The organism is Paenibacillus pini JCM 16418, from assembly GCF_000576305.1.
Classification (GTDB): Bacteria; Bacillota; Bacilli; order Paenibacillales; family Paenibacillaceae; genus Paenibacillus_AQ; species Paenibacillus_AQ pini.
The window spans coordinates 21,873-35,827 of the sequence record NZ_BAVZ01000020.1; the positions used below are offsets into that span (position 1 = coordinate 21,873).

The 13,955-nt window shown below is 43.8% G+C and carries 9 protein-coding genes, 1 pseudogene and 1 other annotated feature; all 10 genes and pseudogenes read left to right on the plus strand.

Going from position 1 to position 13,955, the window contains the following annotated elements; genetic code table 11:
- Window positions 1-71: 71 nt before the first annotated feature.
- Window positions 72-764, plus strand: coding sequence for a 50S ribosomal protein L1 (rplA, locus tag JCM16418_RS19800; protein ID WP_036652474.1), 693 nt, complete (start codon window positions 72-74; stop codon window positions 762-764).
- A gap of 80 nt (window positions 765-844) precedes the next feature.
- Window positions 845-993, plus strand: a sequence feature (ribosomal protein L10 leader region).
- A gap of 60 nt (window positions 994-1,053) precedes the next feature.
- The gene (gene rplJ, locus JCM16418_RS19805; protein ID WP_036652475.1) at window positions 1,054-1,557 is read left to right on the plus strand and encodes a 50S ribosomal protein L10; all 504 of its coding nucleotides are present in this window, start codon (window positions 1,054-1,056) and stop codon (window positions 1,555-1,557) included.
- A 66-nt stretch (window positions 1,558-1,623) separates the two neighbouring features.
- Window positions 1,624-1,983: a 50S ribosomal protein L7/L12 gene (gene rplL, locus JCM16418_RS19810; RefSeq protein ID WP_036652477.1), complete on the plus strand. Its 360-nt coding sequence runs from the start codon at window positions 1,624-1,626 to the stop codon at window positions 1,981-1,983.
- Window positions 1,984-2,121: 138 nt separating this feature from the next.
- Window positions 2,122-2,736 (plus strand): class I SAM-dependent methyltransferase, encoded by a 615-nt coding sequence (locus JCM16418_RS19815; protein ID WP_036652479.1) that lies wholly within the window; start codon window positions 2,122-2,124, stop codon window positions 2,734-2,736.
- A 344-nt stretch (window positions 2,737-3,080) separates the two neighbouring features.
- Window positions 3,081-6,625 (plus strand): annotated as a pseudogene (gene rpoB, locus JCM16418_RS19820) (DNA-directed RNA polymerase subunit beta).
- 84 nt (window positions 6,626-6,709) lie between these two features.
- Window positions 6,710-10,324 (plus strand): DNA-directed RNA polymerase subunit beta', encoded by a 3,615-nt coding sequence (gene rpoC / locus JCM16418_RS19825; RefSeq protein WP_036652481.1) that lies wholly within the window; start codon window positions 6,710-6,712, stop codon window positions 10,322-10,324.
- Window positions 10,325-10,492: 168 nt separating this feature from the next.
- Window positions 10,493-10,744, plus strand: a complete 252-nt coding sequence (locus tag JCM16418_RS19830; protein WP_036652483.1) for a ribosomal L7Ae/L30e/S12e/Gadd45 family protein — start codon at window positions 10,493-10,495, stop codon at window positions 10,742-10,744.
- 141 nt (window positions 10,745-10,885) lie between these two features.
- The gene (gene rpsL, locus JCM16418_RS19835; protein WP_036652485.1) at window positions 10,886-11,308 is read left to right on the plus strand and encodes a 30S ribosomal protein S12; all 423 of its coding nucleotides are present in this window, start codon (window positions 10,886-10,888) and stop codon (window positions 11,306-11,308) included.
- Between the two features lie 39 nt (window positions 11,309-11,347).
- The gene (gene rpsG / locus JCM16418_RS19840; RefSeq protein WP_036652487.1) at window positions 11,348-11,818 is read left to right on the plus strand and encodes a 30S ribosomal protein S7; all 471 of its coding nucleotides are present in this window, start codon (window positions 11,348-11,350) and stop codon (window positions 11,816-11,818) included.
- Between the two features lie 44 nt (window positions 11,819-11,862).
- Window positions 11,863-13,944 (plus strand): elongation factor G, encoded by a 2,082-nt coding sequence (gene fusA, locus JCM16418_RS19845; protein ID WP_036652489.1) that lies wholly within the window; start codon window positions 11,863-11,865, stop codon window positions 13,942-13,944.
- Window positions 13,945-13,955 lie beyond the last annotated feature (11 nt).

Here is a 13,955-nt window from a genome sequence, read left to right on the forward strand (position 1 = left end):
AGCTTGCTTCTGAAGCAAGACACGGTACATGTGGGAGGAATTTCCGCTAAAACCACAAAGGAGGAACAATCATGGCAAAACACGGTAAGAAATACCTTGAAGCTGCTAAGCTGATTGACAGCGAAGCAACATATGAGCCTGCAGAAGCCGTTGAACTGGTGAAAAAGGCTGCTACTGCTAAGTTTGACGAAACTGTCGAAATTGCAGTGCGTTTGGGCGTAGACCCGCGTAAACAAGACCAAGCCGTTCGTGGTGTTGTTGTCCTGCCTCACGGCACGGGTAAAACACAACGCGTATTGGTTTTTGCAAAAGGTGATAAAGCGAAAGAGGCTGAAGCGGCTGGCGCTGACTTTGTTGGTGATGTAGATATGATCAACAAAATTCAACAAGGCTGGTTCGAATTTGATGTCTGCGTAGCGACACCTGATATGATGAGTGAAGTCGGTAAATTGGGCCGTCTGCTCGGTGGTAAAGGCCTTATGCCTAACCCTAAAGCAGGTACGGTTACATTCGATGTTTCCAAAGCTGTGCAAGAAATCAAAGCTGGTAAAATCGAGTACCGTCTTGACAAAGCAGGTCAAATTCACGCACCAATCGGTAAAGCATCTTTTGAAGCTGATAAATTGAATGAGAACCTCAAAACTCTCATCGAAGCTCTTAATCGTGCGAAACCGGCTGCGGCAAAAGGTGTTTATTTGAAAGGGATCGCGATCTCTTCCACAATGGGACCTAGCGCACGTGTGAACACAGCTTCATTCAAATAATTAAGTTAACCATTGACTTCGGTCATGTTATCTGATATTATATTTAAGTTGCTGTGAAGTCTTCGTGACGAACAGACCGTTAAAGTTGAATATGCTTACCGTAGACAGTAGGTGCCCATAAGGCTTAATTTCCTACCGAGGTGTTGTGATAGAATATACATGATTTGCCCGCTGCAAATCGTGATTCATCAGGCCTTCGTGATTCTACGGAGGCTTTTTACTTGCCTATGTAGAATAAGCAAAGCAGCTACAGCTGCTAAGCTAGTGAAACTTTCAGGAGGTGTAGACATTGGCAAATGCAAAATTGATTCAAACGAAACAAGAAGCAGTTGATGCAGTAACGGCTAAATTACGCGAAAGCGTGACTGTCGTTGTAGCGGATTACCGCGGATTGAACGTTGCCCAAGTAACTGAACTGCGTAAGCAGCTTCGTGAAGCAGGCATTGAATTCCAAGTGTTGAAAAACACATTGCTGCGCCGTGCGACTGCTGCTGCAGAACTGACAGAACTGGATGAAGTTTTAACCGGTCCTACAGCGATTGCATTCAGTACAGAAGACGCCGTAGCTCCAGCAAAAATCCTTAACGATTTTGCTAAAAAGAACGATGCTTTGAAAATTAAAGGTGCCGTGGTTGAAGGCCGTGTAGTTGGCGTCGATCAAGTTAAAGCGTTGGCAGAACTGCCATCACGCGATGGTCTCCTTTCAATGCTCCTCAGCGTGCTTCAAGCTCCAATGCGCAACTTCGCGCTTGCAGTTAAAGCTGTTGCTGAAAAAGAAGAACAAGGAGCTTAGGCTTCCTGTACTCTCTGCAATGTAAAGATTTAAACAAATATTTTAATATAAAATGGAGGTTCAACCATGAGTAAAGAGCAAATCTTAGAAGCAATTAAAGGTATGACTGTTTTGGAACTGAACGATCTTGTTAAAGCAATCGAAGAAGAATTCGGCGTAACTGCTGCAGCTCCTGTAGCTGCTGCTGGTGCTGCAGCTGTTGAAGCTGAAGAGCAATCCGAATTTGACGTAATTTTGACTGGCGCTGGCGCTTCCAAAATCAACGTTATCAAAGCAGTTCGCGAAATCACTGGCCTAGGCTTGAAAGAAGCTAAAGACCTAGTTGACAATGCACCAAAACCATTGAAAGAAAAAGTTAGCAAAGAAGAAGCTGATTCCGTTAAAGCTAAATTGGAAGAAGCAGGCGCTTCTGTAGAAGTGAAGTAATTCCTTCTCACTGAAGAAAAACATAGCAAACCCCTTGATTTCTCAAGGGGTTTGTTTTTGTAAGTGGGTTGAACTAGTCTATATGAATGAAATTCTGGACAACCTGAAGATGATAAATGGAAGATTCGGGGGAGAACTATGCCACAGCATTACTATTCCAATAAACCGGATGCCCAGCATGATCGGAAGACACTTGATGAACTTTTGAGGGGCGAAAAGTACCGATTCATTAGTGATGCAGGAGTGTTTTCCAAAAAAGGCGTAGACTTTGGCAGTAAGGTACTAATAGAAGCGATGGATATACCTGTGAATGCTGATGTGCTGGATCTCGGTTGTGGATACGGTCCGATCGGACTTTCCGCTGCACGTCTTGCCCATAAGGGGCATGTGATCATGCTAGATGTAAATAGCCGTGCAGTTCAACTCGCTAAAGAGAATGCAAATCTCAATGGAATCCATAACGTTACGATCCTTGAAAGTGATTTGTTTGATGCAGTGGAAGGGAAGTTGTTTGATGTAGTTCTAACGAACCCGCCTATTCGTGCTGGAAAAGAAACGGTACATGCGATATTTGAACAAGCTTGGGAACATTTACGTGATAATGGATCGATATGGGTAGTTATTCAAAAGAAGCAAGGAGCTCCTTCAGCGAAAACCAAACTAGAAAGCTTGTTTGGCAAGGTGGAAGAAGTGACAAAAGATAAAGGATATCGGATATTTAAGGCTACAAAATCCATTTCTAAATTGCAATAGGACTATTGACTTGGAAATTCCATTGTGTTATTATTATAAAATGTCAGTATTAGGATAGGCTTTTTGTCTTTAGTTTACTGAAATGTCAATAGTCTTTCTGCGGATATATGCATAAAGACGAGCGTGTTTACGTATAATATGTACATTTTGGGCAAATCTACGGATATGAAGTTACTTCTGTGTTTGAAGGAAGGCCATGGATAAGTTGCTCTTTATTTCGAAGTATTCGGGTAAGGGCTTTTCTTTATTTGTGGAAGAAACCTCTGTATGAATCCATTATAAGGTTCCAAACAGAGGTTCGCAATCAATTTTTAAAGTGAGTAGACATGAGGGGTGAGTTAAAGTTGGCAGGACATCTTGTTCAGTATGGTCGACGCACTCGACGAAGTTATGCGCGAATTAATGAAGTACTAGAGGTTCCGAACCTGATCGAAATCCAACAAAAATCATACGACTGGTTTTTGGAGGAAGGATTGCGCGAAATGTTCCAGGATATCTCGCCAATTCAGGATTTTACGGGCAATTTGGTACTGGAGTTTATTGACTACAGTCTTGGTGAACCCAAATATACTGTCGATGACGCTAAAGAACGCGACGTGACGTATGCGGCACCACTTCGTGTTAAAGTACGGCTCATCAACAAAGAAACCGGAGAAGTCAAAGAGCAGGAAGTATTCATGGGAGATTTCCCACTGATGACGGAGACTGGTACGTTTGTTATCAACGGTGCAGAACGGGTTATTGTCAGCCAGTTGGTTCGCTCTCCAAGCGTCTATTTCAGCACAAAAGTCGATAAGAACGGTAAAAAAACATACACCGCCACGGTTATTCCAAATCGTGGAGCTTGGCTTGAACTGGAGACGGATGCCAAAGACATCATGTATGTCCGGATAGACCGCACCCGTAAAATTCCGGTTACTGTTTTGCTTCGGGCTCTTGGTTTCGGCAGTGACGCTGAAATTTTGGACCTGCTCGGCAATGACGAGTACATCCGGAATACGCTGGACAAAGACAATACCGATTCTACGGAGAAAGCGCTCATTGAAATTTATGAACGTCTCCGTCCGGGCGAACCGCCTACGCTAGATAATGCAAAGAGCCTGCTTGTAGCGCGCTTCTTTGATCCAAAACGTTACGATTTGGCTAACGTAGGACGTTACAAAATCAATAAGAAGCTTCATATTAAAAACCGTTTGTTCAATCAACGCTTGGCTGAAACTCTGATTGATACCAATACGGGTGAAATCATTGCAGAAGCTGGTCAGATGGTTGACCGTCGTTTGCTTGATGAAATATTGCCTTACCTTGAGGAAGGCGTTGGCTCGAAGACTTACCATGTAGCTAACGGCGCGCTTAATGCGGATGATATTCCAATGCAAAGCATTGATGTCTTCTCCCCGATTGAAGAGGGTAAAGTAATCAAAATCATTGCTAATGCAAATATCGATAAATCGGTTAAACATATTACCCCTGCTGATATTATTTCCTCGATCAGCTACTTTATTAATTTGCTTCACGGCATTGGTAATACGGATGATATTGACCATTTGGGTAACCGTCGTTTGCGCTCTGTAGGCGAACTTCTTCAAAATCAATTCCGTATTGGTTTGTCGCGGATGGAACGTGTTGTACGCGAGAGAATGTCCATTCAAGATGCAAATGTTATTACACCTCAGGCGTTAATTAACATACGTCCTGTAATTGCTTCGATTAAAGAGTTCTTCGGTAGTTCGCAATTGTCTCAATTTATGGACCAAACGAATCCACTTGCAGAACTTACGCATAAACGTCGTCTGTCTGCACTAGGACCCGGCGGTTTGACGCGCGAGCGCGCAGGCTTTGAAGTCCGCGACGTTCACCATAGTCACTACGGTCGTATGTGTCCAATTGAAACACCGGAAGGTCCAAACATTGGTTTAATAAACTCCTTGTCTACATTTGCTCGTATTAATGAGTATGGCTTTATTGAAGCTCCATACCGTTGGGTTGATCCTAAGACAGGTATTGTTACCGAACAAATTGATTATTTGACTGCGGACGAGGAAGACAACTATGTTGTCGCTCAGGCAAATGCGCAACTTAATGAAGAAGGTAAGTTTGCTGACGATATGGTTATCGTCCGTTATAACAAGCAATCTGATAATATTTTGCCTATGCCTAGTGAACGCGTCGATTATATGGACGTTTCTCCTAAGCAAGTTGTGTCAGTCGCTACAGCTCTGATTCCGTTCCTAGAGAACGATGACTCTAACCGTGCACTGATGGGATCGAACATGCAGCGGCAGGCCGTTCCATTGTTGATTCCGAAAGCTCCGCTTGTAGGTACAGGAATGGAACATAAATCAGCTAAAGATTCGGGCGTATGTATCGTTTCTAAGCATGATGGTGTAATTGAACGCTCTTCTGCCAATGAAATTTGGGTGCGCCGCATCGAAACTGTAGATGGCAAAGAAGTCAAAGGCGATGTTATTAAACATAAATTACACAAATTTATGCGTTCGAACCAAGGAACATGTATTAACCAACGTCCGATTGCCAAAATTGGTGATATTGTTAAGGTTGGTGACATTCTAGCTGATGGACCTTCTACCGAGATGGGCGAACTGGCTCTTGGACGTAACGTTGTCGTAGCATTTATGACATGGGAAGGTTACAACTACGAGGATGCTATCTTGCTTAGTGAGAAACTAGTTAAAGAAGACGTCTACACTTCGATTCATATTGAAGAATATGAATCAGAAGCGCGTGATACTAAACTTGGACCTGAAGAGATTACTCGTGATATCCCTAACGTTGGTGAGGATGCACTCAAGAATCTCGACGAGCGAGGTATTATTCGCATCGGTGCTGAAATTAGTGCTGGGGACATCCTTGTAGGTAAAGTTACACCTAAGGGAGTTACTGAACTTACCGCTGAAGAACGCTTGCTTCATGCAATCTTTGGTGAGAAGGCTCGTGAAGTTCGTGATACTTCGCTACGTGTACCTCACGGTAGTGATGGTATTATCGTTGATGTTAAAGTATTTACCCGTGAGAATGGCGATGAGTTGCTCCTGGTGTAAATCAACTGGTTCGTGTATACATCGCTCAGAAACGTAAAATCTCTGAGGGTGACAAAATGGCTGGACGTCACGGTAACAAGGGTGTCGTAGCTCGTATTCTTCCAGAAGAAGATATGCCGTTCTTACCGGATGGTACTCCTGTACAGGTTGTACTGAATCCACTCGGCGTACCATCACGGATGAATATTGGTCAGGTCCTCGAAGTTCACTTAGGTTTCGCTGCAATGCGTCTTGGTATCCATGTAGCAACTCCGGTATTTGATGGAGCTAATGAATATGATGTATTCGACACGATGGAAGAGTCCGGTATGCAGCGTAACGGTAAAACACGTTTGTATGATGGACGTACGGGCGAATTGTTCGAACGTGAAGTTACTGTTGGTGTCATGCACATGATCAAACTAGCACACATGGTTGACGATAAAATCCATGCACGTTCTACAGGACCTTACTCACTAGTTACACAACAGCCTCTGGGTGGTAAAGCTCAGTTTGGTGGACAACGTTTTGGTGAGATGGAAGTGTGGGCGCTTGAGGCTTATGGAGCGGCATACACGCTACAAGAAATTTTGACAGTTAAATCCGATGACGTGGTCGGACGGGTGAAAACTTACGAAGCCATCGTTAAGGGTGAGAATGTTCCGGAGCCTGGTGTTCCAGAATCATTCAAAGTATTGATTAAAGAGCTTCAGTCGCTAGGTATGGACGTTAAAATATTGAGCGGTGATGAGCAAGAAATCGAGATGAAAGAACTCGATGATGAAGATGAGGCAATCAATGATAAATTGAGTCTCAATCTGGAAGGTTCAGAAGTCGGAGTGGAATAAAAAGAATCGTGAAAGGCGGACGGTATTACCGTCTGCCTCATTCACGGATCGAACATTTAGGACTAGATTTAGGAGGGTTGCTCCTTGTTGGACGTAAACAATTTTGAATTCATGAAAATCGGGCTTGCTTCCCCTGAAAAAATTCGCTCTTGGTCTCGCGGAGAAGTTAAAAAACCGGAAACGATTAACTATCGTACGTTAAAACCGGAAAAAGAAGGTCTATTCTGTGAAAAGATCTTCGGACCAACGAAGGATTGGGAATGTCATTGTGGTAAATACAAACGTGTCCGTTATAAAGGCGTAGTTTGTGACCGTTGTGGCGTAGAAGTAACTCGGGCGAAAGTCCGGCGGGAACGCATGGGCCATATTGAATTGGCTGCTCCAGTATCACACATCTGGTATTTTAAAGGTATTCCAAGCCGGATGGGTCTGGCACTAGATATGTCTCCAAGATCACTCGAAGAGATTATTTATTTTGCATCGTATGTTGTAACTGATCCAGGAGATACGCCTCTCGAGCGAAAACAACTTTTGTCCGAGAAGGAATATCGTAGTTATCGTGAGAAATACGGATATGGATTCCATGCGGGTATGGGTGCTGAGGCGGTTAAGAAATTGCTTCAGGACATCGACGTTGAGAAAGAATTGGAATTTCTAAAAGAAGAACTTCGTACGGCTCAAGGTCAACGTCGTAATCGTGCGATTAAACGCCTTGAAGTTATCGAAGCTTTCCGTAACTCCGGTAATAAGCCTGAATGGATGATCATGGATGTTCTTCCTGTCATTCCACCAGAGCTTCGTCCGATGGTTCAACTAGACGGTGGGCGTTTTGCAACATCTGACTTGAATGATCTATATCGTCGGGTAATCAACCGGAACAACCGTCTGAAAAGACTGCTTGATCTAGGAGCACCGGATATTATCGTTCAGAATGAAAAGCGTATGCTGCAAGAAGCAGTTGACGCATTGATAGATAACGGCCGTCGTGGTCGTCCTGTTACGGGTCCTGGTAACCGTCCGTTGAAGTCCCTCAGCCATATGCTGAAAGGGAAACAAGGACGTTTCCGCCAGAACTTGCTCGGTAAACGTGTTGACTACTCTGGTCGTTCCGTTATCGTTGTAGGACCTTACCTAAAAATGTACCAATGCGGTCTGCCGAAGAAAATGGCTCTAGAATTGTTCAAGCCATTCGTCATGAAAGAATTGGTTAACAAAGGTTTGGCTCATAACATTAAGAGTGCGAAACGCAAGGTAGAGCGCGTCAGTCCTGAAGTTTGGGATGTGCTAGAAGAAGTTATTAAGGAGCACCCGGTTCTATTGAACCGCGCACCTACGCTTCACCGATTGGGTATTCAAGCATTTGAACCTATTTTGGTTGAAGGCCATGCTATTCGACTCCATCCGCTCGTATGTACGGCTTACAATGCCGACTTTGACGGTGACCAAATGGCGGTTCACGTTCCGTTGTCTGCAGAAGCACAAGCAGAATCTCGTATTCTGATGCTAGCATCGGGTAACATCTTGAACCCTAAAGATGGTAAGCCAGTTGTAACTCCATCACAGGATATGGTCCTTGGTTCTTTCTATCTCACTATGGATAACAAAGAAGAAAAAGGTTCAGGAATGATCCTGCGTACAGTCAACGAAGCAGTATCAGCTTATCAACGTGGTACGGCAGGTTTGCATGCTCGCGTAGCTATTCCAGTAAAAGCGCTTGGTAAAACAAGCTTTACAGATAAGCAACAAGAAGCAATGCTTATGACTACTGTGGGTCGCATCATTTTCAATGAAATTTACCCAAGTAGTTTCCCTTATATTAACGAAGCTACGCGTGATAACTTGTTTAATGGTACCGCTGAGAAGTACTTCGTGTATGAAAAGGGTGCTAACATCCGTGAATTGATGAATGATCTTCCAATTAGTAGCGCTGTGGGTAAAGAGTATCTTGGTCAAATCATCGCGCGTTGTTTCGAAATTTATCACACAACGAAAACTTCGGTTATCTTGGATGATATTAAGAAGCTCGGATTCACTTACTCAACTCGAGCTGGTGTTACAGTTGCAGTATCTGACGTTATCGTGCCTGATGAGAAGCAAGAAATTCTTAAGGAATCCGATGCTAAGGTTGCTGTAGTTACGAACCAATACCGTCGTGGCTTGATTACGAATGAAGAGCGTTATGACCGCGTTATCGATATCTGGTCTAAAACGAAAGACGAAATTACCGAAGTGCTTATGAAATCGATGGATCGTTTTAACTCCATCATGCTCATGGTTGACTCCAAAGCACGGGGTAACAAATCGCAGATCACTCAGCTGGGTGGTATGCGTGGTCTGATGGCAAACCCATCTGGTCGTATCATCGAGCTACCAATTAAATCGAACTTCCGTGAAGGACTAACAGTACTCGAGTACTTCCTATCTACTCACGGTGCTCGTAAAGGTCTGGCGGATACAGCACTTCGTACAGCTGACTCGGGTTACCTAACTCGTCGTCTGGTTGACGTTGCGCAAGATGTAATCGTGCGTGAGGAAGACTGTGGTACAGATAAGGGCTTCACTGTAAGCCGGATTCAAGACGGTAAGGAAGTTATCGAGGATCTGTATGATCGTATTGAAGGTCGATATTGCTTTGAGACTGTTCGTCATCCGGAAACAGGTGAAGTACTGGTCAGCCGTAACGAGCTAATCGATTCGGATAAAGCTAATCTAATTGTTGATTCAGGCGTGAAGAAACTGCAAATTCGTTCTGTTCTCAGCTGCCGTGCACGTCATGGAGTATGTAAGAAATGTTATGGACGTAACTTGGCAACAGGTAAATTCGTGGAAATCGGAGAAGCGGTTGGTATTATTGCCGCTCAATCTATCGGTGAACCAGGAACCCAGCTTACTATGCGTACGTTCCATACCGGTGGTGTTGCCGGAGACGATATTACCCAAGGTCTACCGCGTATTCAAGAGCTGTTTGAAGCACGGAATCCAAAAGGTCAAGCAACAATCAGTGAAATTGATGGTGTCGTGAAGGAAATTCGTGAAGCTAAGGACCGTCGTGAAATTGAAGTCCAAGGCGAAGCAGAAACCAAAACGTACTCGATTACCTACGGATCACGTTTACGTGTTAGCGAAGGTATGGAAATCGAAGCTGGTGACGAGTTGACTGATGGTTCTATTGACCCTAAAGAAATGTTACGTATTAAAGGTATTCGTGGAGTGCAAAACTACATTTTGCAAGAGGTACAACGCGTATATCGTAACCAGGGTGTAGAAATCAACGATAAACACGTCGAAGTTATGATCAAACAAATGCTACGTAAAATTCGCATCGTAGATGCTGGAGATACGAAGCTGTTGCCTGGATCATTCTCTGATATTCATGAATATGAAGCAGCAAATAAAGAAGCTATTCTTGCGGGTAAAGAACCGGCAGTTGCTAAACCGGTACTACTTGGTATTACGAAAGCATCTTTGGAAACTGATTCATTCTTGTCTGCAGCATCATTCCAAGAAACCACTCGGGTTCTTACTGATGCGGCTATCAAAGGTAAAGTTGACCAATTGCTTGGCTTGAAAGAAAATGTCATCATTGGTAAGCTAATCCCTGCTGGTACTGGTATGAACCGTTACCGCAGTGTGAAATTTGATGACCCTCAAGCTGAAGGCAGCGATGCTAAAGCATTGGAAACAGTAACTGTAGATTAAACAATTGATGCACTGCGAGGGACTAGGCCTTGGCAAAGTCTTTCGCAGTGTGTTATTATTTTCAAAGTAATAATCATTGAAACTCTTGACAATGTTATACGCAGGTGCTAATATAGCAAAGGTGCGTGAGTAGTTGATGTATCCCTGTGCTTTTGGAGGAATCCTAAGATGTCTAATGATAAAGGTTTACAGGATGCTCATGTCAAGATCGGTGCCAAACAGACCATAAAGGTTGTTGAGTTGGGCCAAGCTACTGAAGTTTATGTAGCTGAAGATGCGGATCAACGGCTCGTTTCAAAGATAGTGTCCTTGTGCAGTAAGCACAACGTGAAGATTACTTACGTGGATACCATGCAGCACTTAGGTAAAGCATGTGGAATTGAAGTGGGTGCAGCTATGGCTGCCATCATTAAACAATAGTATCAGAGATGTTTTTGTTGAAGAACGCTTATTTTCTTCTGACAAAGACTTTTCATTTGTTCTTTTATGAACCGCCTGGGTCTGTGGACTTAATAATGAGGTTTATCAAGAGAATGAACAATAAAGGAAGGGGGTGGCAACATGCCAACTATTAACCAACTAGTTCGTAAAGGACGTCAAGCCAAAATTTACAAATCAAAGTCTCCAGCTCTTCAAAAAGGGTTTAACGCTTTGAAACGTGAAGAAACGGATTTGAGCGCTCCACAAAAACGCGGTGTTTGTACTCGTGTGGGCACAATGACTCCACGTAAACCGAACTCAGCGCTTCGTAAATATGCCCGTGTTCGTTTGACGAACCGCATCGAGGTGACAGCATACATCCCGGGTATTGGACACAATCTTCAAGAACACAGTGTAGTATTGATTCGTGGAGGTAAAGTTAAGGACCTTGCAGGGGTTCGTTACCATATCGTTCGCGGTGCTTTAGATACAGCTGGTGTTAACAACCGTATGCAAGCTCGTTCTAAATACGGTGCTAAACGTCCAAAAGTAAAAAAATCATAATATTACAATGAATACATGACTTAAGAAAGGGGGATATCCATGCCACGCAAAGGTCCAGTTACCAAAAGAGACGTATTGCCAGATCCATTGTATAACAGCAAGTTGGTTACTCGTTTGATCAACCGCATTATGCTGGATGGTAAGAGAGGTGTTGCTGCAAGCATTCTATATAACGCGTTCAAGTTAATTCAAGAACGTACGGGTAAAGACCCTATGGAAGTGTTTGAAGCAGCTATCAAGAACATCATGCCAGTATTGGAAGTTAAAGCTCGTCGTGTCGGCGGTTCTAACTACCAAGTGCCAATCGAAGTAAAACCAGAGAGACGTACTGCTTTGGGATTACGTTGGCTCGTAAACTACTCCCGTAACCGCGGTGAGAAGACGATGGAAGAACGTTTGGCAGCTGAAATTATTGATGCTTCCAACAACACAGGCGCTTCTGTTAAGAAACGCGAAGATACACACAAAATGGCTGAAGCGAACAAAGCGTTTGCTCACTACCGTTGGTAGGATTCAGTTAACTATAAAATATTATTTTGAAGGGAGACTGATTTATGGCTAGAGAGTTCTCCTTGAAAAATACACGTAACATCGGGATCATGGCTCATATTGACGCTGGTAAAACGACCACTACGGAGCGGATCTTGTTCTATACAGGCCGTACGCACAAAATCGGTGAAGTTCACGAGGGTGCTGCTACAATGGACTGGATGGAGCAAGAACAAGAGCGCGGGATCACGATTACTTCCGCTGCGACGACCGCTTCTTGGAAAGGTCACCGCGTAAATATCATTGACACCCCGGGGCACGTTGACTTCACAGTTGAAGTTGAACGTTCCCTTCGTGTATTGGATGGGGCAGTTGGTGTTTTCAGTGCAAAAGAGGGCGTTGAGCCTCAGTCTGAAACCGTTTGGAGACAGGCTGATCGTTATGGCGTACCACGTATTGCATATGTAAACAAGATGGATATTATTGGTGCTGACTACTTGAACGTTGTATCTGATATGCGTGATCGTCTGCAAGCAAACGCTGTTGCAATTCAATTGCCAATCGGTGCAGAAAATGACTTCCTTGGTATCATTGACCTTGTTGAGCAAAGAGCTCATATGTACAAAGATGATTTGGGTCAAGATATCGAGGAAACTGATATTCCTGAGGAGTTCAAAGAGAAAGTAGAAGAACTTCGTGCAGAATTGATTGAGAAAGTTGCAGAATTGGATGAAGAATTAACAATGAAGTACCTGGAAGGTGAGGAAATCACTGTTCCAGAACTTAAAGCAGCACTTCGTAAGGGTGTTGTTGAAGTTAAAATCTTCCCAGTTATTTGTGGCTCTTCTTACCGTAACAAAGGTGTTCAGCTGATGTTGGATGCTGTTGTTGATTACTTGCCAGCTCCTACAGATGTACCTGCTATTACGGGTCATCTTGAAGATGGTTCAGAAACGGTTCGTCGCTCTGATGATAGCGAGCCTTTCGCAGCGCTTGCATTTAAAATCATGACTGACCCTTACGTTGGTAAGCTTACGTTCTTCCGTGTATACTCGGGTGTATTGCAATCCGGATCGTATGTACTGAATGCAACTAAAGGCAAACGCGAACGTATCGGACGTATCCTTCAAATGCATGCAAACAGTCGTCAAGAGATCTCTGAAGTTTACTGTGGAGATATCGCTTCTGCTGTAGGTTTGAAAGACACAGGTACAGGTGATACACTTTGTGATGAGAAACATCCGGTAATTCTTGAATCCATGAACTTCCCGGATCCAGTTATTGAAATCGCTGTAGAACCTAAGACGAAGGCTGACCAAGACAAAATGGGCGTAGCCCTAGGCAAATTGACAGAAGAAGATCCTACACTTCGTGCGCACACAGATGAAGAAACTGGTCAAACTATTTTGGCTGGTATGGGTGAGCTTCACCTAGACATCATCATTGACCGTATGCGTCGTGAGTTCAAGGTAGAAACTAACGTGGGTAAACCACAAGTTGCTTACCGTGAAACCTTCCGTCAAGCTGCTCGTGTTGAAGGTAAATTCGTTCGTCAATCCGGTGGTCGTGGACAATATGGACACGTATGGGTTGAGTTTGAACCTCTTGAGCCAGGAACAGGCAGCCAGTTCGAAAGTAAAGTTGTCGGTGGTTCTGTACCAAGAGAATACGTTCAGCCAGCACTAGCAGGTATTGAAGAAAACATGAAGAATGGTGTCCTTGCCGGCTTCCCTCTTGTAGACGTTAAAGCTACAATTGTAGACGGATCGTACCACGATGTTGACTCCAATGAAATGGCGTTTAAAGTTGCCGGTTCCTTAGCTCTGAAAGCAGCTAAAGACAAGTGTAAGCCAGTACTGCTTGAGCCAATCATGAAAGTTGAAGTTACTGTCCCTGAGGAATACATGGGCGACGTAATGGGTATGTTGAACTCCCGCCGCGGAAGAATCGAAGGTATGGATACTCGCTCTGGAGCTCAAATTATTCGTGCGAAGGTACCATTGTCCGAAATGTTCGGTTACTCAACTACGCTTCGTTCTGGTACACAAGGACGCGGTGTGTTCTCAATGGAACTGTCTCACTATGATGAAGTTCCTAAGGGCATCTCTGAAGAGATTATCTCTAAGCAAAAAGGAACTGCTGAGTAATATCACGTTTT

What these genes read in the sequence shown, in the direction of transcription:
- rplA (WP_036652474.1), top strand. Translation starts at nt 72, where the DNA reads ATGGCAAAACACGGTAAGAAATACCTTGAAGCTGCTAAGCTGATTGAC.
- rplL (WP_036652477.1), top strand. Translation starts at nt 1,624, where the DNA reads ATGAGTAAAGAGCAAATCTTAGAAGCAATTAAAGGTATGACTGTTTTG.
- JCM16418_RS19815 (WP_036652479.1), top strand. Translation starts at nt 2,122, where the DNA reads ATGCCACAGCATTACTATTCCAATAAACCGGATGCCCAGCATGATCGG.
- JCM16418_RS19830 (WP_036652483.1), top strand. Translation starts at nt 10,493, where the DNA reads ATGTCTAATGATAAAGGTTTACAGGATGCTCATGTCAAGATCGGTGCC.
- rpsL (WP_036652485.1), top strand. Translation starts at nt 10,886, where the DNA reads ATGCCAACTATTAACCAACTAGTTCGTAAAGGACGTCAAGCCAAAATT.
- rpsG (WP_036652487.1), top strand. Translation starts at nt 11,348, where the DNA reads ATGCCACGCAAAGGTCCAGTTACCAAAAGAGACGTATTGCCAGATCCA.
- fusA (WP_036652489.1), top strand. Translation starts at nt 11,863, where the DNA reads ATGGCTAGAGAGTTCTCCTTGAAAAATACACGTAACATCGGGATCATG.